The 17,860-nt window shown below is 69.4% G+C and carries 15 protein-coding genes; 14 read left to right on the forward strand and 1 reads right to left on the reverse strand.

The annotated features are described in order from the left end of the window. Positions 1-56: 56 nt before the first annotated feature. The gene (locus AC4IJH_RS25625; protein WP_490854208.1) at positions 57-911 is read right to left on the reverse strand and encodes a C40 family peptidase; all 855 of its coding nucleotides are present in this window, start codon (positions 909-911) and stop codon (positions 57-59) included. Between the two features lie 839 nt (positions 912-1,750). Here AC4IJH_RS25625 and AC4IJH_RS25630 point away from each other — a divergent pair. The 14 genes from AC4IJH_RS25630 to nuoN are packed head-to-tail and all read left to right on the forward strand — an operon-like array spanning position 1,751 to position 17,849. Further along, positions 1,751-2,110, forward strand: a complete 360-nt coding sequence (locus AC4IJH_RS25630; protein ID WP_030262580.1) for an NADH-quinone oxidoreductase subunit A — start codon at positions 1,751-1,753, stop codon at positions 2,108-2,110. A 9-nt stretch (positions 2,111-2,119) separates the two neighbouring features. Continuing rightward, positions 2,120-2,674: a NuoB/complex I 20 kDa subunit family protein gene (locus tag AC4IJH_RS25635; protein WP_490854209.1), complete on the forward strand. Its 555-nt coding sequence runs from the start codon at positions 2,120-2,122 to the stop codon at positions 2,672-2,674. After that, a complete protein-coding gene (locus tag AC4IJH_RS25640) occupies positions 2,671-3,420 on the forward strand; it encodes an NADH-quinone oxidoreductase subunit C (protein ID WP_490854210.1) in 750 nt (249 codons plus the stop codon). The genes AC4IJH_RS25635 and AC4IJH_RS25640 overlap by 4 nt, the downstream gene beginning before the upstream one ends. Next, the gene (locus tag AC4IJH_RS25645; RefSeq protein ID WP_490854211.1) at positions 3,420-4,742 is read left to right on the forward strand and encodes an NADH-quinone oxidoreductase subunit D; all 1,323 of its coding nucleotides are present in this window, start codon (positions 3,420-3,422) and stop codon (positions 4,740-4,742) included. Before AC4IJH_RS25640 ends, AC4IJH_RS25645 begins: the two co-directional genes overlap by 1 nt. A gap of 26 nt (positions 4,743-4,768) precedes the next feature. Then, complete coding sequence (nuoE, locus tag AC4IJH_RS25650) at positions 4,769-5,578, forward strand: NADH-quinone oxidoreductase subunit NuoE (RefSeq protein ID WP_490854237.1); 810 nt, start codon at positions 4,769-4,771, stop codon at positions 5,576-5,578. Continuing rightward, positions 5,578-6,960 carry an NADH-quinone oxidoreductase subunit NuoF gene (gene nuoF, locus AC4IJH_RS25655; RefSeq protein ID WP_490854212.1) on the forward strand — a complete coding sequence of 461 codons (1,383 nt, stop codon included), beginning with the start codon at positions 5,578-5,580 and terminating at the stop codon, positions 6,958-6,960. The genes nuoE and nuoF overlap by 1 nt, the downstream gene beginning before the upstream one ends. Next, positions 6,957-9,473, forward strand: a complete 2,517-nt coding sequence (locus AC4IJH_RS25660) for an NADH-quinone oxidoreductase subunit G (protein WP_490854213.1) — start codon at positions 6,957-6,959, stop codon at positions 9,471-9,473. The genes nuoF and AC4IJH_RS25660 overlap by 4 nt, the downstream gene beginning before the upstream one ends. Continuing rightward, the gene (nuoH, locus tag AC4IJH_RS25665; protein ID WP_490854214.1) at positions 9,470-10,849 is read left to right on the forward strand and encodes an NADH-quinone oxidoreductase subunit NuoH; all 1,380 of its coding nucleotides are present in this window, start codon (positions 9,470-9,472) and stop codon (positions 10,847-10,849) included. The genes AC4IJH_RS25660 and nuoH overlap by 4 nt, the downstream gene beginning before the upstream one ends. Further along, positions 10,842-11,465 carry an NADH-quinone oxidoreductase subunit NuoI gene (gene nuoI, locus AC4IJH_RS25670; protein ID WP_490854215.1) on the forward strand — a complete coding sequence of 208 codons (624 nt, stop codon included), beginning with the start codon at positions 10,842-10,844 and terminating at the stop codon, positions 11,463-11,465. The genes nuoH and nuoI overlap by 8 nt, the downstream gene beginning before the upstream one ends. Next, a complete protein-coding gene (locus AC4IJH_RS25675; RefSeq protein ID WP_490854216.1) occupies positions 11,465-12,352 on the forward strand; it encodes an NADH-quinone oxidoreductase subunit J in 888 nt (295 codons plus the stop codon). The genes nuoI and AC4IJH_RS25675 overlap by 1 nt, the downstream gene beginning before the upstream one ends. Continuing rightward, complete coding sequence (gene nuoK, locus AC4IJH_RS25680) at positions 12,349-12,648, forward strand: NADH-quinone oxidoreductase subunit NuoK (RefSeq protein ID WP_490854217.1); 300 nt, start codon at positions 12,349-12,351, stop codon at positions 12,646-12,648. The genes AC4IJH_RS25675 and nuoK overlap by 4 nt, the downstream gene beginning before the upstream one ends. Positions 12,649-12,660: 12 nt before the next feature. Beyond that, a complete protein-coding gene (gene nuoL, locus AC4IJH_RS25685; protein ID WP_490854218.1) occupies positions 12,661-14,544 on the forward strand; it encodes an NADH-quinone oxidoreductase subunit L in 1,884 nt (627 codons plus the stop codon). A 12-nt stretch (positions 14,545-14,556) separates the two neighbouring features. After that, on the forward strand, positions 14,557-16,182 hold the full coding sequence (locus tag AC4IJH_RS25690) for an NADH-quinone oxidoreductase subunit M (RefSeq protein ID WP_490854238.1): 1,626 nt from the start codon (positions 14,557-14,559) through the stop codon (positions 16,180-16,182). 50 nt (positions 16,183-16,232) lie between these two features. After that, a complete protein-coding gene (gene nuoN / locus AC4IJH_RS25695) occupies positions 16,233-17,849 on the forward strand; it encodes an NADH-quinone oxidoreductase subunit NuoN (RefSeq protein WP_490854239.1) in 1,617 nt (538 codons plus the stop codon). Positions 17,850-17,860: the final 11 nt, after the last annotated feature.

Below are 17,860 nucleotides of genomic sequence, written 5' to 3' on the forward strand. Positions count from 1 at the left end.
GGGCCGTCGCCCCCGAGCGGTGGGAGCGACGGCCCTTGCGGTGAGCGAGGTGTCCCTTAGAGGACGCGCACCGCGCCGGTCGGCTGGCTGTAGCTCAGCGGACGCTCGACGATGCCGGTGCTCGGGTTCTGGGCGCCGATGAACTTGCCGCCGCCGACGTAGACGCCGACGTGGTAGGCGCTGCCCGCGCTGCCCCAGTAGAGGATGTCGCCGACCTGCAGGTTGCCGAGGCCGACCTGGGTGCCGGCGGTCGACTGCGGCTGCGAGGTGCGCGGCAGGTCGATGCCGATCTGGCGGTAGGCCGCCTGGACCAGGCTGGAGCAGTCGTAAGCGCCGTTGCCGGAGGCACCGAGGACGTACGCCTTGCCCAGCTGCGCGCGCAGGAAGCTGACGAGCTGCGCGGTGCTGCCGGTGGCGGCGCTGGAGGAGGAAGAGGAAGAGCCGGAGTCGGAGGAGCCGGCGGAGGACGGCGCGGAGTTGGTGCTCAGCGTCGAGCGCTCCGAGGAGCGGGAGGCGCGGGCCTCGGCCTGCTCCTTCTCCTTGGCCTTGGCCTTGCGGGCCTCCTCGGCCTTCTTCTCGGCCTCGGCCTTGCGCTCGGCGTCGGCCTTGTTCTTCTCGGCGTCCTTGGCGGCCTGCGAGCCCGCGGCGTCCGCTGCGGCCTTGACCTCGTAGCCGAGGGCAGCCTGCTGCGTGGTGTCGACGGTCTGCGCGAGCGCCGTCTCCAGGGCGGCGGGGGAGATGGTGGGCATCTCCTGGGTCTCGGCGACGGGCTTGTCGGCAGCGTTGGCCGGAACCGCCGCGCCGGTCACCGCGAGGGTGAGGATGCCACCGGTGACCCCTGCACGCAGTGCCCGCGAGGACGCGGAACGGCGGGGCTTCCGGTGGCTGGGTATGTGTGCGTTCGGGGACATAGCAACACGGCTATCAGGAGCCACAGGTTGCTGCCAACAAAGGTGTTCTGCGCCACACTTGACGCGTACGCGCTGAAAAAACCGGACTTTCGGCCGACAGGCGACCGGAGTTCGCGCCGCCCCGGATTGGCGATCATGTTCCTACGCATGGGATTTACCGCCCGGCGAGGTCCTCGGGCGTGCTTATCACCTTCACATCCGCCACGCCAAGGCTGCCCGGCGGTCAAGCATTTATCGCGTGAAGTCGCGTGGGATAGCTCACTTCTGTATGCCCGTTATGTTCCTGTGACCAGGCCGCGACGCCCGTGACGCGGAGGGTCGGCGCGATGGGTGCGAAGATCGTCCGTTTTCCGCTCCCGAAGATCGTCCGCAGCTCGTGAACGAGAGCACGCGCCGACGATCTTCGAGACCGCCGGAAGGGATCTTCGGGTGACCCCCGCTCGCCGCCGCCCCTTTTCCTCCGCGCCCGCGTCACGCCTGCGGGCGTACGCGACATACCAGTTGACGGCGTTCAGGGCCAATTTGCTTGTACGTGCCATCTCTTGATAGAGGCGGCCCGGCGCTGACCAGGGGTAACACCGCCAATTGTCACCACTCGTGATCACTCGGCCGCTTCGCGTATGAAGATCACCGCTGATCCGACTTCATGATCCTTCGTCAGGTGGTGGAGATCACAAAGGCGTTGTTGTACCCCGTGTCGCAGATCACAGACCGTCGGGCATAGGATGCAGGCGGCTCGGGCTTGTGAACTGCCTCACATACGCACGATCTCCATGAGGCGGCAAGCGGGTCCGGGCGGACCGCCATCCAGTCATCGTCGACTGAAGGGAGCGAGGACGGTGAACGCTTACGCGCCCATCCTCGTACTGGGAGCCCTCGGGGCAGGCTTTGCGATCTTCTCCGTCGTCATGGCCACTCTTGTCGGACCCAGGCGCTACAACCGGGCCAAGCTCGAGGCGTACGAATGCGGAATCGAGCCGACCCCACAGCCCTCCGGCGGCGGCCGCTTCCCGATCAAGTACTACCTGACGGCGATGCTCTTCATCGTCTTCGACATCGAGATCGTCTTCCTCTACCCCTGGGCCGTCACCTTCGACGCCCTGGGGCTGTTCGGGCTCGTGGAGATGCTCCTCTTCGCGCTCACCGTCTTCGTCGCCTACGCCTATGTCTGGCGCCGCGGCGGCCTGGAATGGGACTAGGGGCCACCAATGGGACTTGAAGAGAAGCTGCCCAGCGGCTTTTTGCTGACCACCGTCGAACAGGCCGCTGGCTGGGTGCGCAAGTCATCGGTCTTCCCCGCCACCTTCGGCCTGGCCTGCTGCGCCATCGAGATGATGACCACCGGCGCGGGCCGCTACGACCTCGCGCGCTTTGGCATGGAGGTCTTCCGCGGCTCGCCGCGGCAGGCGGACCTGATGATCGTGGCGGGCCGGGTGAGCCAGAAGATGGCGCCCGTACTGCGGCAGGTCTACGACCAGATGCCGAACCCCAAGTGGGTCATCTCCATGGGTGTTTGCGCCTCGTCGGGCGGGATGTTCAACAACTACGCGATCGTCCAGGGCGTGGACCACATCGTGCCGGTGGACATCTATCTGCCGGGCTGTCCGCCGCGGCCGGAAATGCTGATGGACGCCATTCTCAAACTGCACCAGAAGATCCAGGAGACCAAGCTCGGGGTGAATGCCAGGCAGGCGGCCCGCGAGGCGGAGGAAGCGGCGCTCAAGGCGCTCCCGACGATCGAGATGAAGGGGCTGCTGCGGTGAACGGCAACTCCACCGGGGCGTCCAACGGCGTCAACCCCGAAAAAGACCTCAACGCCCAGAATCTGCCAGGGCAGCGCGGTGACGGCGGCGAGGAAGTCCGCGTCCAGCGCGGCATGTTCGGCGCCGACAACGGCGGTGACACCTCCGGCTACGGCGGGCTGGTGCGCACCGTACGCCTGCCGGGTGCCGCCTCGCGGCCGTACGGCGGATGGTTCGACGAGGTCGCCGACGAGCTCGAAGGAGCCCTGGACGAGGCGGGGCTGGTCCCCGAGAACGTCATCGCGAAGACGGTCGTGGACCGCGCGGAGCTGACCTTCCACATCGAGCGTGAGTTCCTGCCGGCGACCGCCAGGATCCTGCGGGACGACCCGGCGCTGCGCTTCGAGCTGTGCACGGGCGTGAGCGGGGTGCACTTCCCCGGCGACAAGGGGCGCGAGCTGCACGCGGTCTACCACCTGCGCTCGATCACCCACAACCGGCTGATCCGGCTGGAGGTCTCGGCGCCCGACGCCGACCCGCACCTGCCCTCGATCGTGGACATCTACCCGACCAACGACTGGCACGAGCGCGAGGTCTACGACTTCTTCGGCCTCATTTTCGACGGCCACCCCGCGCTCACCCGGATCATGATGCCCGACGACTGGCAGGGCTTCCCGCAGCGCAAGGACTACCCGCTCGGCGGCATCCCCGTCGAGTACAAGGGCGCCCAGATCCCGGCTCCCGACCAGCGGAGGTCGTACAGCTGATGACTGCATCCCACGCAACTCCCCGCGATACGACCGAGGGCACGGTCTATACGGTCACCGGCGGCGACTGGGACGAGGTGGCGGCGGCCGCCGCCCGTACCGACGACGAGCGGATCGTCGTCAACATGGGCCCGCAGCACCCCTCCACGCACGGCGTGCTCCGGCTCATCCTGGAGATCGACGGTGAGACCGTCACCGAGGCCCGCTGCGGAATCGGCTATCTGCACACCGGAATCGAGAAGAACCTCGAATTCCGTACGTGGACGCAGGGCACGACCTTCGTCACCCGCATGGACTATCTGACGCCGTTCTTCAACGAGACGGCGTACTGCCTGGGCGTGGAGAAGCTGCTCGGCATCGAGGAGCAGGTCCCCGACCGGGCCTCGGTCATCCGCGTGCTGCTGATGGAGCTCAACCGGCTCTCCTCGCACCTGGTGTGCATCGCCACCGGCGGCATGGAGCTGGGCGCCACCACCATCATGATCTACGGATTCCGGGACCGCGAACTGATCCTGGACATCTATGAGTTGATCACCGGGCTGCGGATGAACCACGCCTATATCCGGCCCGGCGGGCTCGCCCAGGACCTGCCGCCGGGGGCGGTGGACCAGGTCCGCGAGTTCGTGAAGAAGATGCGCAAGAACCTCCCCGAGTACGACAAGCTCGCCACCGGCAACCCCGTCTTCAAGGCCCGCATGGTCGACATCGGCTATCTGGACCTGGCCGGGTGCATGGCCACCGGCGCCACCGGGCCCGTACTGCGCTCCGCCGGACTGCCGCACGACCTGCGCAAGTCCCAGCCGTACTGCGGCTACGAGAACTACGACTTCGAGGTGCCCACCGCCGACACCTGCGACGCCTACGGCCGCTTCCTGATCCGGCTGGAGGAGATGCGCCAGTCGCTGCGCATCATCGAGCAGTGCCTGGACCGGCTGGAGCCGGGCCCGGTGATGGTGGCGGACAAGAAGATCGCCTGGCCCGCCCAACTGGCGCTGGGCCCGGACGGGCTGGGCAACTCCCTGGACCACATCAAGAAGATCATGGGTACCTCGATGGAGGCCTTGATCCACCACTTCAAGCTGGTGACGGAGGGATTCCGGGTCCCGCCCGGACAGGCGTACACGGCCGTGGAGTCGCCCAAGGGCGAGCTGGGCGTGCACATGGTCAGCGACGGCGGCACCCGCCCCTACCGCGTCCACTTCCGCGACCCGTCCTTCACCAACTTGCAGGCCATGGCGGCGATGTGCGAGGGCGGCCAGGTCGCCGACGTCATCGTCGCCGTCGCATCCATCGATCCCGTGATGGGAGGCGTCGACCGGTGACAGACGTATCCGTGACGAGCCTGGGCATGCCCCAGCTCCCCGCCCCGGACTATCCGGCCGATGTACGGGCCCGGCTGGAGGCGGACGCCAAGGAGGTGATCGGCCGCTACCCCGGCTCGCGCTCCGCGCTGCTGCCGCTGCTGCACCTCGTCCAGGCCGAGGAGGGGCATGTCACCCGCACCGGCATCCGCTTCTGCGCCGAGCAGCTGGGGCTGACCACCGCCGAGGTCACGGCGGTGGCGACCTTCTACACCATGTACCGCCGCGGGCCCGGCGGCGACTACCAGGTCGGGGTGTGCACCAACACGCTGTGCGCGGTGATGGGCGGCGACGCCATCTTCGAGACGCTCAAGGAGCACCTGGGCGTCGGCAACGGAGAGACGACCGAGGACGGCAAGGTCACCCTCGAACACATCGAGTGCAACGCGGCCTGCGACTTCGCGCCCGTGGTGATGGTCAACTGGGAGTTCTTCGACAACCAGACGCCCGACAGCGCCAAGCGCCTGGTGGACGACCTGCGCTCCGGCCGGGGCGCCGAGCCGACCCGGGGCGCGCCGCTGTGCACGTACAAGGAGACCGCCCGCATCCTGGCGGGCTTCCCCGACGAGCGGCCCGGCGCGGTGGAGGCCACCGGCGGCGCCGGGCCCGCCTCGCTGATCGGGCTGAGGCTGGCCAAGGGGGAGGCGGCGCCGGGCCGGATCGTGGCTCCGCGCACCTCCGGCTATCCGGCGGACGAGCCGCCGCCGGGGCACCCCAGCTCCCATGACGCGCCGCACAAGACGGCCGCCTCCGACCCCGACCACCCGTCCGGTCCCGTGTCCAAGGAGGGGGAGTGATGACGATGGCGACCGAACAGGGGGGCGCCTCCCGGCCCGGAGCCGGGGGCGAGGGCAGCCCGGAGAAGATCCTCGCGCCGGTGCTGTCCGCCTTCTGGGACCAGCCGGGCTCCTGGACGCTGGAGACCTACCGGCGCCACGACGGCTACCAGGGCATGCGCAAGGCCCTCGCGATGGCTCCCGACGACGTCATCGCGTACGTCAAGGACTCCGGTCTGCGCGGCCGCGGCGGCGCGGGCTTCCCCACCGGCATGAAGTGGCAGTTCATTCCGCAGGGCGACGGCAAGCCGCACTATCTCGTCGTCAACGCCGACGAGTCGGAGCCGGGCACCTGCAAGGACATCCCCCTTCTGTTCGCCAATCCGCACTCGCTCATCGAGGGCATCGTGATCGCGTGCCACGCGATCCGCTCGAACCACGCCTTCATCTATCTGCGCGGTGAAGTCGTGCCCGTACTGCGGCGGTTGCACGAGGCCGTACGGGAGGCGTACGAGGCGGGCTACCTCGGCCACGACATCCTCGGCTCGGGCCTGGACCTGGACGTCACCGTGCACGCGGGCGCGGGCGCGTACATCTGCGGCGAGGAGACCGCGCTGCTGGACTCCCTGGAGGGGCGTCGCGGACAGCCCCGGCTGCGTCCTCCCTTCCCCGCGGTGGCGGGCCTTTACGCCTGCCCCACTGTGGTGAACAACGTCGAATCCATCGCGTCGGTTCCCGCGATCCTCAACAAGGGCAAGGACTGGTTCCGTTCGATGGGCAGCGAGAAGTCCCCGGGCTTCACGCTGTACTCCCTCTCCGGCCATGTCACCAACCCCGGCCAGTACGAAGGCCCGTTGGGCATCACCCTGCGCCAGCTGCTGGACATGAGCGGCGGCATGCGCGCCGGGCACCGGCTGAAGTTCTGGACGCCCGGCGGCTCCTCCACGCCGATGTTCACCGACGAGCACCTGGACGTGCCGCTGGACTACGAGGCCGTGGGCGCGGCCGGCTCGATGCTGGGCACCAAGGCGCTGCAGTGCTTCGACGAGACCACCTGTGTGGTGCGCGCGGTCACGCGCTGGACGGAGTTCTACGCCCACGAGTCCTGCGGAAAGTGCACCCCGTGCCGCGAAGGCACCTACTGGCTGGTGCAGTTGCTGCGCGACATCGAGGCAGGCAAGGGCCGCATGGACGACCTGGACAAGCTCAGCGACATCGCCGACAACATCAACGGCAAGTCCTTCTGCGCGCTGGGCGACGGCGCCGCGTCCCCCATCTTCTCCTCGCTGAAGTACTTCCGCGAGGAGTACGAGCAGCACATCACCGGCAAGCGCTGCCCCTTCGACCCCGCCAAGTCGACCCTGTGGGCCGACAACGACGCTCACCTGGAGGTGAACGCGTGACGATCACCACCAACGCACCCTCCGGAGGCGGAGAGGCGGCACTCCCGCCGGAGGACCTCGTCACCCTGACCATCGACGGCATCGAGATCAGCGTCCCCAAAGGCACGCTGGTCATCCGGGCCGCCGAGCTGCTGGGCATCGAGATCCCCCGGTTCTGCGACCACCCGCTGCTGGACCCGGCCGGCGCCTGCCGCCAGTGCATCGTCGAGATCGAGGGCCAGCGCAAGCCCATGGCCTCGTGCACCATCACCTGCACCGACGGCATGGTCGTCAAGTCCCAGCTCACCTCGCCGGTCGCCGACAAGGCGCAGCGCGGCGTGATGGAACTGCTGCTGATCAACCACCCGCTGGACTGCCCGGTCTGCGACAAGGGCGGCGAGTGCCCGCTGCAGAACCAGGCCATGTCCGCCGGGCAGGCCGATTCGCGTTTCGAGGGGAAGAAGCGCACCTACGAAAAGCCGGTGCCGATCTCGAAGCAGGTGCTGCTGGACCGCGAGCGGTGCGTGCTGTGCGCGCGCTGCACCCGCTTCTCCAACCAGGTCGCCGGCGACCCGATGATCGAGCTGATCGAGCGGGGCGCCCTCCAGCAGGTCGGCACCGGCGAGGGCGACCCCTTCGAGTCGTACTTCTCCGGCAACACCATCCAGATCTGCCCGGTGGGCGCGCTGACCTCCGCCGCCTACCGCTTCCGCTCCCGCCCCTTCGACCTGGTCTCCTCCCCGTCGGTGTGCGAGCACTGCGCGGGCGGCTGTGCGACGCGTACGGACCACCGGCGCGGCAAGGTCATGCGGCGGCTGGCGGCCGACGACCCCGAGGTCAACGAGGAGTGGATCTGCGACAAGGGCCGGTTCGCCTTCCGCTACGCCCAGCAGCGCGACCGCCTGGAGACCCCTCTGGTGCGCAACGCCGAGACCGGCGAACTGGAGCCGGCCAGCTGGCCCGAGGCGCTTGAGGCCGCGGCCCGGGGGCTCGCGGACGCCCGCGGCCGGGCGGGCGTGCTCACCGGCGGCCGGCTCACCGTCGAGGACTCCTACGCCTACGCCAAGTTCGCCCGGATCGCCCTGGACACCAACGACATCGACTTCCGGGCGCGGGTGCACAGCGCGGAGGAGGCCGACTTCCTGGCCGCGCGGGTGGCCGGGCGCGGACGGGACCTGGACGGCAGCGGGGTGACGTACTCCTCGTTGGAGAAGGCGCCCGCCGTCCTCCTGGCCGGCATCGAGGCCGAGGAGGAGGCCCCCGGCGTCTTCCTGCGGCTGCGCAAGGCCCACCGCAAGCACGGGCAGCAGGTCTTCGGCATCGCCCCGTACGCCACGCGCGGCCTGGAGAAGGCCCGGGGCGTGCTGCTGCCGGCCGCGCCGGGTACCGAGACGGAGTGGCTGGACGCGCTGGGCGGCGGCACCGGGCTTCAGGGCGAGGGACAGAAGGCGGCCGAGGCACTGCGCCAGGAGGGCGCGGTGATCGTCGTCGGTGAGCGGCTGGCCGCCGTGCCCGGGGCGCTGACCGCCGCCGTGCGCGCCGCCACGGCCACCGGCGCCCGCCTGGTGTGGATCGCGCGCAGGGCCGGTGAGCGCGGCGCCGTGGAGGCCGGGGCGCTGCCCGCGCTGCTGCCCGGCGGCCGCCCGGCCACCGACCCGCGGGCCCGCGAGGAGGTCGCCGCCGCCTGGGGGGTGGCCGAACTCCCGCACCGCTACGGGCGCGACACCGGCCAGATCGTCCAGGCCGCGGCCACCGGAGAGCTGCGGGCGCTGGTGGTGGCGGGCGTCGACCCGGCCGACCTGCCGGACCCGGCGCGGGCCCTGACCGCCCTGGACGAGGTGGGCTTCCTGCTCAGCCTGGAGATGCGGCCGACCGCGGTCACCGCGCGCGCCGATGTGGTGCTGCCGGTGGCCGCCGTCGCCGAGAAGCCCGGGACCTTCCTCAACTGGGAAGGCCGGGCGCGGCTGTTCGAGGCCGCGCTCAAGCCCGACCAGATGACCCGGCGGCACCTGCTGCCGGACGCGCGGGTGCTGCACATGCTCGCCGACGCCATGGACGCCCACCTGGCGCTGCCCGACGTACGGGCGGTACGCCGCGAGATGGACCGGCTCGGCGCCTGGGACGGGCCGCACGCCACCGACCCCGTGGAGCGGGGGCGCGCGCTGCCCCGCCCGGAGCCGGGCGAGGCGGTGCTCGCCGGACACCGGCTGCTGCTGGACCAGGGGCGCCTCCAGGACGGCGACGAGGCCCTGGCCGGCACCCGGCACGCGGCCGTGGCCCGCCTCTCGCAGGCCACCGCCGACGAGAGCGGCGTCAAGGACGGCGACCTGCTCGCGGTGAGCGGCCCCGCCGGGTCCGTACACCTGCCGCTGAAGGTCACGCCGATGCCCGACCGGGTGGTGTGGCTGCCGCTGAACTCGGTGGGCGGCGGCGTCGTGGCCGACACCGGCGCGCGCCCCGGGGAACTGGTGAAGATCTCGGCCGCCCCCGGCGCCCCCACCGCGCCGGACGCCGCCAAGGAGGTGGACGCATGATGCGCCAACTGGCGGCGGGCAACGCCGTACTGGCACAGGAAGACCTGTCGATGTTCGGCCGCGACCCGTGGTGGCTCATCATCATCAAGGCGATCTTCTGCTTCGCCTTCCTCATGCTGACCGTGCTGTTCTCCATCGTGTGGGAGCGCAAGGTCGTCGCCTGGATGCAGCTGCGCATCGGCCCCAACCGGCACGGTCCCTGGGGCATGCTGCAGTCCCTGGCCGACGGCATCAAGCTGATGCTCAAGGAGGACCTGGTCGTCAAGCGCGCGGACAAGGCGGTCTACGTCCTCGCGCCGATCGTCGCCGCCATCCCGGCGTTCATGGCGATCGCGGTGATCCCCTTCGGGCCGGCCGGCAACGAGATCTCGATCTTCGGTGTCCGTACCCCGATGCAGCTCACCGACCTGCCGATCGGCATCCTCTACATCCTGGCCACGGCCTCGGTCGGCATCTACGGCATCGTGCTGGCCGGCTGGTCCTCGGGCTCGACCTACCCGCTGCTGGGCGGGCTGCGCTCGTGCGCGCAGATGATCTCCTACGAGATCGCGATGGGCCTGTCCTTCGCGGCGGTCTTCCTGTACTCCGGGTCGATGTCCACCTCCACCATCGTGGAGGCGCAAGCGGACAAGTGGTACGTCCTGCTGCTGCCGGTGTCCTTCATCATCTACATCGTCGCGATGGTGGGCGAGACCAACCGGGCGCCGTTCGACATGCCGGAGTCCGAGGGCGACCTGGTCGGCGGCTTCAACACCGAGTACTCCTCGATCAAGTTCGCGATGTTCATGCTCGCCGAGTACATCAACATGGTCACCGTCTCGGCGGTCGCGGTCACCCTCTTCCTGGGCGGCTGGCGCGCCCCGTACCCGATCAGCGAGTTCTGGGCGGGCGCCAACCACGGCTGGTGGCCGCTCCTGTGGTTCGTGATCAAGGTGCAGCTGCTGCTGTTCTTCTTCATCTGGCTGCGCGGCACGCTCCCACGGGTGCGCTACGACCAGTTCATGCGGCTGGGCTGGAAGATCCTCATCCCCGTCTCGCTGACCTGGCTGATGCTGGTGGCCACGGTGCGGGCCCTGAAGAACGAGGGCTACGACTTCCAGCAGATCGTGCTCTACGTCGGCGGCGCGGCCGTCGCGCTGCTGCTGATCTCGCTGGTCGCGGACTTCTTCCGGCGCAGCGAGAAGGCACAGGACAAGGCCGCGCCCGAGCCCGGCTTCGACCCGATGGCCGGCGGCTTCCCCGTACCGCCGCTGCCCGGACAGAGCCTGCCGCCGGTGCCGCGCCGACGGCCGCGCGGGGAGCGGGAGTTGATTGTCAGTGGTGGCGTCGATACTGCGAGTGACGCAATGAGTGGAAAGGGGGGCGACGGTGCCTGACTTCCAAAACCCGGTGGCCGGCTTCGGCGTGACCTTCAAGGCCATGTTCAAGAAGCGGCTCACCGAGCAGTATCCGGAGGAGAAGAAGCCGACCGCGCCCCGCTTCCACGGGCGCCATCAGCTCAACCGGCATCCGGACGGCCTGGAGAAGTGCGTCGGCTGCGAGCTGTGCGCCTGGGCCTGCCCGGCGGACGCCATCTACGTCGAGGGCGCGGACAACACCGAAGAGGAGCGCTACTCCCCCGGGGAGCGCTACGGCCGCGTCTACCAGATCAACTACCTGCGCTGCATTCTGTGCGGCCTGTGCGTGGAGGCCTGCCCGACCCGCGCCCTGACCATGACCAACGAGTACGAACTCGCCGACCGCACCCGCGAATCGCTCATCTACACCAAGGAGGAGCTGCTCGCGGGGCTGGAGGAGAGCATGGTCGACTCCCCGCACGCCATCTATCCGGGCATGACGGAGAAGGACTACTACAGCGGCCTGGTCACCGAGGCCGCGCCGGGCACCGAGCGGCAGGTCGCCGTCAGCAAGGGGGAGCGGCCCGAGGAACCCCGGCAGACGGCCGCCGCCTCCGGTGAGGACGAACCGGCCGCGAAGGAGGTGGCCCGGTGATGACCTCCCCGGCCGCCGCGGCCGCCAACTCCCTTGCCGCCGCTGCCTCCCAGACCTCCACCGGCGAGGCCGTGCAGTTCTGGATCCTGGGCATCGTCGCCGTCATCGGGGCGCTGTGCACGATCCTGATGAAGCGGGCGGTGCACAGCGCGCTCTCCCTGGCCGGCACCATGATCATCCTTGCGGTGTTCTACCTGGCCAACGGCGCGTACTTCCTGGGCGTCGTACAGGTCGTCGTCTACACCGGCGCGATCATGATGCTGTTCCTCTTCGTCGTGATGCTCGTCGGCGTCACCGCGGCCGACTCCCTCAAGGAGACCCTCAAGGGCCAGCGCTGGCTGGCCGCGACATGCGGGCTCGGCTTCGGCATCCTGCTGATCGCCGGCCTCGGCAACGCCTCCCTCAAGCAGTTCAACGGGCTCGGCGAGGCCAATGCCGGCGGCAACGTGCAGGGCCTGGCGGCACTGATCTTCACCAAGTACGTCTTCGCCTTCGAGATCACCGGCGCGCTGCTGATCACCGCGGCCGTCGGTGCGATGGTGCTCACCCACAAGGAGCGCACCGAGCGCGCCAAGACGCAGCGCGAGCAGGCCGAGCAGCGCGTACGCGAGGGCAGGCAAGTCACCCCGCTCCCCGCCCCGGGCGTCTACGCCCGGCACAACGCGGTCGACATCCCCGGCCTGCTGCCGGACGGCACGCCCTCCGAGCTGACCGTCAACCCGACGCTGCGCGAGCGCGGTCAGATCCGGGATGTCTCCGGTGAGGCACTGGCCGAGCTCAAGGCGCTGGAGCAGCGCTCCGAGCGGTGGCTGGAGCGCGGCGAGGGGGCCGGGCCGCAAGCAGATGCGCCACAGCGCGGCGAGCGCGGAGAGGAAGCCAAGCGATGAGTCCCGTCAACTACCTCTACCTGGCCGCCCTGTTGTTCACCATCGGCGCGGCAGGGGTGCTGATCAGGCGGAACGCCATCGTGGTGTTCATGTGCATCGAGCTGATGCTCAACGCCTGCAACCTGGCCTTCGTGGCGTTCTCGCGGATGCACGGCAACCTCGACGGCCAGATCATCGCGTTCTTCACGATGGTCGTCGCGGCCGCCGAGGTCGTGGTCGGCCTGGCGATCATCGTGTCGATCTTCCGCACCCGCCATACGGCCTCGGTCGACGACGCCAGCCTGATGAAGCTGTAAGGGGCCAGCAAAGTGGAGAACTTGATCGCGCTGCTCGTCGCGGCACCGCTTCTGGGAGCGGCCCTCCTGCTGTGCGGCGGAAAGAGACTGGACCGCGCGGGGCACTGGATCGGCACCCTGCTGGCGGTGGCCTCCTTCGGCATCGCCGTACCGCTCCTGGTGGAGATGGCGGGCCGGGGCGCCGAGGACCGCGCCATGCACCAGCACCTGTTCAGCTGGATCCCCGTCGGCGGCTTCCAAGCCGATGTCGCCTTCCAGCTCGACCAGTTGTCGATGACCTTCGTCCTGCTGATCACCGGTGTCGGATCGCTGATCCACATCTATTCGATCGGCTACATGGAGCACGACGAGCGGCGCCGCCGCTTCTTCGGCTACCTCAACCTCTTCCTCGCGGCGATGCTGCTGCTCGTCATCGCCGACAACTACCTTCTGCTGTACGTCGGATGGGAGGGCGTGGGCCTGGCCTCCTACCTCCTGATCGGCTTCTGGCAGCACAAGCCCAGCGCGGCCACCGCCGCCAAGAAGGCGTTCCTGGTCAACCGCGTCGGCGACATCGGCCTGTCCATCGCGATCATGCTGATGTTCACGACGTTCGGGACCTTCGCCTTCGGGCCGGTGCTCGGCGCCGCGGGTGAGACCAGCGAGGGCAAGCTCACCGCGATCGGACTGATGCTGCTGCTGGCCGCCTGCGGCAAGTCCGCCCAGGTGCCGCTGCAGTCCTGGCTCGGGGACGCGATGGAGGGCCCGACCCCCGTCTCGGCCCTGATCCACGCGGCCACGATGGTCACCGCGGGCGTCTACCTGATCACCCGCTCCGGAGCGATCTTCAACGGCGCCCCGGACGCCCAGACCGCGGTGGTCGTGGTCGGTGCCGTCACCCTCCTGTTCGGTGCGATCGTCGGTTGCGCCAAGGACGACATCAAAAAGGCCCTGGCCGGATCGACGATGTCGCAGATCGGCTACATGATCCTGGCCGCGGGCCTGGGCCCGATCGGCTACGCCTTCGCCATCATGCACCTGGTCACCCACGGCTTCTTCAAGGCGGGCCTCTTCCTCGGCGCCGGATCCGTGATGCACGGCATGAACGACGAGGTGGACATGCGCCGTTACGGCGGGCTGCGCAGGTACATGCCCGTCACCTTCGTCACCTTCGGCCTCGGCTATCTGGCGATCATCGGCTTCCCCGGCCTGTCCGGCTTCTTCTCCAAGGACAAGATCATCGAGGCGGCCTTCGCCAAGGGCGGCACCGAGGGCTGGATCCTGGGCGGCGCGGCCCTGCTGGGCGCCGCGATCACCGCGTACTACATGACGCGGGTGATGCTGATGACCTTCTTCGGCGAGAAGCGCTGGGACGAGAAGACGACACACCCGCACGAGTCGCCCAAGTCCATGACCATCCCCATGGTCGTGCTGGCCTTCGGATCGGTCTTCGCCGGCGGGCTGTTCAGCGTCAACGAGGCGTTCGTGAAGTGGCTGGAGCCGGTCACCTCCTTCGACCACGGCCACTCCCCGCTCAGCGCCACCACCGTCACCGCGTCCACCATCGTGGTGCTGGTCATCGGCGTCGCGCTGGCCTGGCTCCAATACGGCCGCAAGCCGGTGCCCGTCACCGCCCCGCGCGGCTCCCTGCTCACCCGGGCCGCCCGCCGCGACCTGCTCCAGGACGACTTCAACCACGTCGTCCTGGTACGCGGCGGCGAGCACCTGACCCGCACCCTGGTCTACCTCGACCACTCCCTGGTGGACGGCGCGGTCAACGGCACCGCGGCCTCCGTCGGCGGCCTCTCCGGCCGGCTGCGCCGCTTCCAGAACGGCTTCGCCCGCTCGTACGCGGTCCAGATGGTGGGCGGTGCGGCCGTACTGATCGCCGCGACCCTGCTGATGAGGGGTGTCTGACCCATGGCGGATATGTCCTTTCCCCTGCTGACGGTCACCGCCGCGGTCCCGGCGCTCGGCGCGATCGTCACCGCGGCCGTGCCCGCGGCCCGGCGCACCGCGGCCAAATGGCTGGCGCTGCTCTTCTCCCTGGCCACCCTCGTCCTGGCCGTCCTGGTCGCCGTCCGCTTCGACCCCGGCGCCAAGGACCCCTACCAACTCACCGAATCCCACGCCTGGATCAAGGACTTCGGGGTCCGCTACGAACTCGGCGTGGACGGCATCGGGGTCGCGCTGATCGCGCTGACCGCGCTGCTGATCCCGTTCGTGATCCTCGCGGGCTGGCACGACGCCGACCCCCTGGAAGCCGCGTCTGATAGCGGCTCCGCCGCGGGGAAGCCCAACCGCCACTACAGTTGGCGCCCCACCCAGGGCTTCTTCGCGCTGATCCTGATGGTCGAGGCGATGGTGGTGCTCTCCTTCGAGGCCACCGACGTCTTCCTCTTCTACATCCTCTTCGAAGCCATGCTCATCCCGATGTACTTCCTCATCGGCGGCTTCGGGGACCGGGCGCACGCCCAGGGCGAACAGGCCGCCGCGGCCCAGCGCTCGTACGCGGCCGTGAAGTTCCTGCTCTACAACCTCGTCGGCGGCCTGATCATGCTGGCCGCCGTCATCGGTCTGTACGTCGTCGCCGGCAACTTCTCCCTCCAGGAGATCGCCCAGGCCCGCGCCAGCGGCGAGCTGACCATGGCCACCACCACCGAGCGCCTGCTCTTCCTCGGCTTCTTCTTCGCCTTCGCGGTCAAGGCGCCGCTGTGGCCGCTGCACACCTGGCTGCCCAACGCCATGGGCGAGGCCACCGCACCGGTCGCCGTACTGATCACGGCAGTGGTGGACAAGGTCGGCACCTTCGCCATGCTGCGCTTCTGCCTCCAGCTGTTCCCGGAGGCGTCCAAGTGGGCCACGCCCGTCATCCTCGTACTGGCCCTGATCTCCATCATCTACGGCGCGCTGCTCGCGGTCGGCCAGCGGGACATCAAGCGCCTGATCGCCTACGCCTCCATCTCCCACTTCGGCTTCATCATCATGGGCATCTTCGCGATGACCAGCCAGGGCCAGGGCGGCGCGACGCTCTACATGGTCAACCACGGCATCTCGACGGCCGCGCTGATGCTGGTGGCCGGATTCCTCATCTCGCGGCGCGGCTCGCGCCTGATCGCCGACTACGGCGGCGTGCAGAAGGTCGCCCCCGTCCTGGCCGGGACGTTCCTGGTCGGCTCGCTGGCCACCCTCTCCCTGCCGGGACTCGCGCCCTTCGTCAGTGAATTCCTGGTCCTGGTCGGCACGTTCAGCCGCTACCCGGTCATCGGCATCATCGCCACCGTCGGCATCGTGCTGGCCGCGCTGTACGTCCTGGTGCTCTACCAGCGCACCATGACCGGACCGGTCAAGGCCGAGGTGCGCACCATGCCCGACCTCAAGGCCCGCGAACTGGCCGTCGTCGCCCCGCTGATCGCCCTGCTGATCTTCCTGGGCGTCTCCCCCAAGCCGCTCACCGACCTCGTGAACCCGGCGGTGGACCACACCCTGTCCGTGGTCGACCAGCAGGACCCCAAGCCTGACGTTCCCGTGCGAGATGCGGAGGCCGCGAAGTGAGTTCCGTGGCACATGTCCACAGTCTGCTGACAGCGCTCCCCGGCGCCTCGATGGCGGCCGAGGAGCCCGGCAAGATCCCGGCGCCGCACATCGAGTACGCCGCGCTGTCACCGACACTGATCGTGCTGGGCGCCGCCGTCCTCGGCATCATCCTCGAAGCCGTCCTGCCGCGCCGCAGCCGCTACTACGCCCAGGTGCTGCTCTCGGTCCTGGCCCTGGCCGCCGCCTTCGCCGCCGTCATCGGCCTCGCGGCCGGCGGCTCGGGCACCACCAAGGCGCAGATCGCCGCGATGGGCGCGATCGCCGTCGACGGCCCCGCGCTCTTCCTGCAGGGCACGATCCTGCTGGTCGCGCTGGTCGCCGTCTTCACCTTCGCCGAGCGCAGGCTGGACCCGGCGGCACACGGCAAGAGGGTGGACTCCTTCGCCGCCCAGGCCGCCGCCGTACCGGGCGGAGCCGCCGAACAGGCCGCCGTGAAGGCCGGGTTCACCACCACCGAGGTCTTCCCGATCGCGCTCTTCGCGGTCGGCGGCATGCTCGTCTTCCCCGCCGCCAACGACCTGCTGACCCTCTTCATCGCCCTGGAGGTCTTCTCCCTCCCGCTGTACATCCTGTGCGCCCTGGCCCGCCGCCAGCGGCTGCTGTCCCAGGAAGCGGCCGTGAAGTACTTCCTGCTCGGCGCCTTCTCCTCGGCCTTCCTGCTCTTCGGCATCGCCCTGCTGTACGGCTACGCCGGCACCGTCACCTACTCCGGCATCGCCCAGGTCATCGGCGACGGCGCCAAGCAGATCGACCCGGCGCTGGCCAACACCATGGGCAACGACGCGCTGCTGCTGATCGGCGCCGCGCTCGTGCTGATGGGCCTGCTCTTCAAGGTCGGCGCGGTGCCCTTCCACATGTGGACGCCCGACGTCTACCAGGGCGCACCGACCCCGGTCACCGGCTTCATGGCCGCCGCCACCAAGGTCGCCGCCTTCGGCGCGCTGCTGCGCCTGCTGTATGTGGTCCTGCCCGGGATGCGCTGGGACTGGCGCCCGGTGATGTGGGGCGTGGCGATCGTCACGATGCTGGGCGGCGCGATCGTGGCCATCACCCAGACCGACATCAAGCGCCTGCTGGCCTACTCCTCCATCGCGCACGCCGGGTTCATCCTCGCCGGTGTCATCGCCACCAGTGAGGACGGCGTCTCCTCGGTGCTGTTCTACCTGGGCGCGTACTCCTTCGTGACGCTCGGCGCCTTCGCGGTGGTCACCCTGGTGCGCGACGCGGGTGGCGAGGCCACCCATCTGTCCAAGTGGGCGGGTCTGGGCCGCCGTTCGCCGCTGGTGGCCGCGGTCTTCGCGATCTTCCTGCTGGCCTTCGCGGGCATTCCGCTGACCTCCGGGTTCGCGGGGAAGTTCGCGGTGTTCAAGGCGGCGGCGGAGAGCGGCGCGGGCTGGCTGGTCGTGATCGGTGTGATCTCCTCGGCGATCGCCGCGTTCTTCTACATCCGGGTGATCGTGCTGATGTTCTTCAGCGAGCCCAAGGCGGACGGCCCCTCCGTCGCCGTGCCCAGCCCGCTGACGATGACCGCCATCGCGGTCGGTGTCGCGGTCACGCTCGTCCTGGGTCTGGCGCCGCAGTACTTCCTGGACCTGGCGGGCCAGGCGGGGGTCTTCGTGCGGTAGCCCGTACGGGC

It is taken from the genome of Streptomyces sp. UF-297, assembly GCF_058245575.1.

What these genes read in the sequence shown, in the direction of transcription:
- AC4IJH_RS25625 (WP_490854208.1), bottom strand. Translation starts at nt 911, where the DNA reads ATGTCCCCGAACGCACACATACCCAGCCACCGGAAGCCCCGCCGTTCC.
- nuoF (WP_490854212.1), top strand. Translation starts at nt 5,578, where the DNA reads ATGACGATGGCGACCGAACAGGGGGGCGCCTCCCGGCCCGGAGCCGGG.
- nuoE (WP_490854237.1), top strand. Translation starts at nt 4,769, where the DNA reads ATGCCCCAGCTCCCCGCCCCGGACTATCCGGCCGATGTACGGGCCCGG.
- AC4IJH_RS25635 (WP_490854209.1), top strand. Translation starts at nt 2,120, where the DNA reads ATGGGACTTGAAGAGAAGCTGCCCAGCGGCTTTTTGCTGACCACCGTC.
- nuoN (WP_490854239.1), top strand. Translation starts at nt 16,233, where the DNA reads ATGGCGGCCGAGGAGCCCGGCAAGATCCCGGCGCCGCACATCGAGTAC.
- AC4IJH_RS25645 (WP_490854211.1), top strand. Translation starts at nt 3,420, where the DNA reads ATGACTGCATCCCACGCAACTCCCCGCGATACGACCGAGGGCACGGTC.
- AC4IJH_RS25690 (WP_490854238.1), top strand. Translation starts at nt 14,557, where the DNA reads ATGTCCTTTCCCCTGCTGACGGTCACCGCCGCGGTCCCGGCGCTCGGC.
- nuoK (WP_490854217.1), top strand. Translation starts at nt 12,349, where the DNA reads ATGAGTCCCGTCAACTACCTCTACCTGGCCGCCCTGTTGTTCACCATC.
- nuoH (WP_490854214.1), top strand. Translation starts at nt 9,470, where the DNA reads ATGATGCGCCAACTGGCGGCGGGCAACGCCGTACTGGCACAGGAAGAC.
- AC4IJH_RS25675 (WP_490854216.1), top strand. Translation starts at nt 11,465, where the DNA reads ATGACCTCCCCGGCCGCCGCGGCCGCCAACTCCCTTGCCGCCGCTGCC.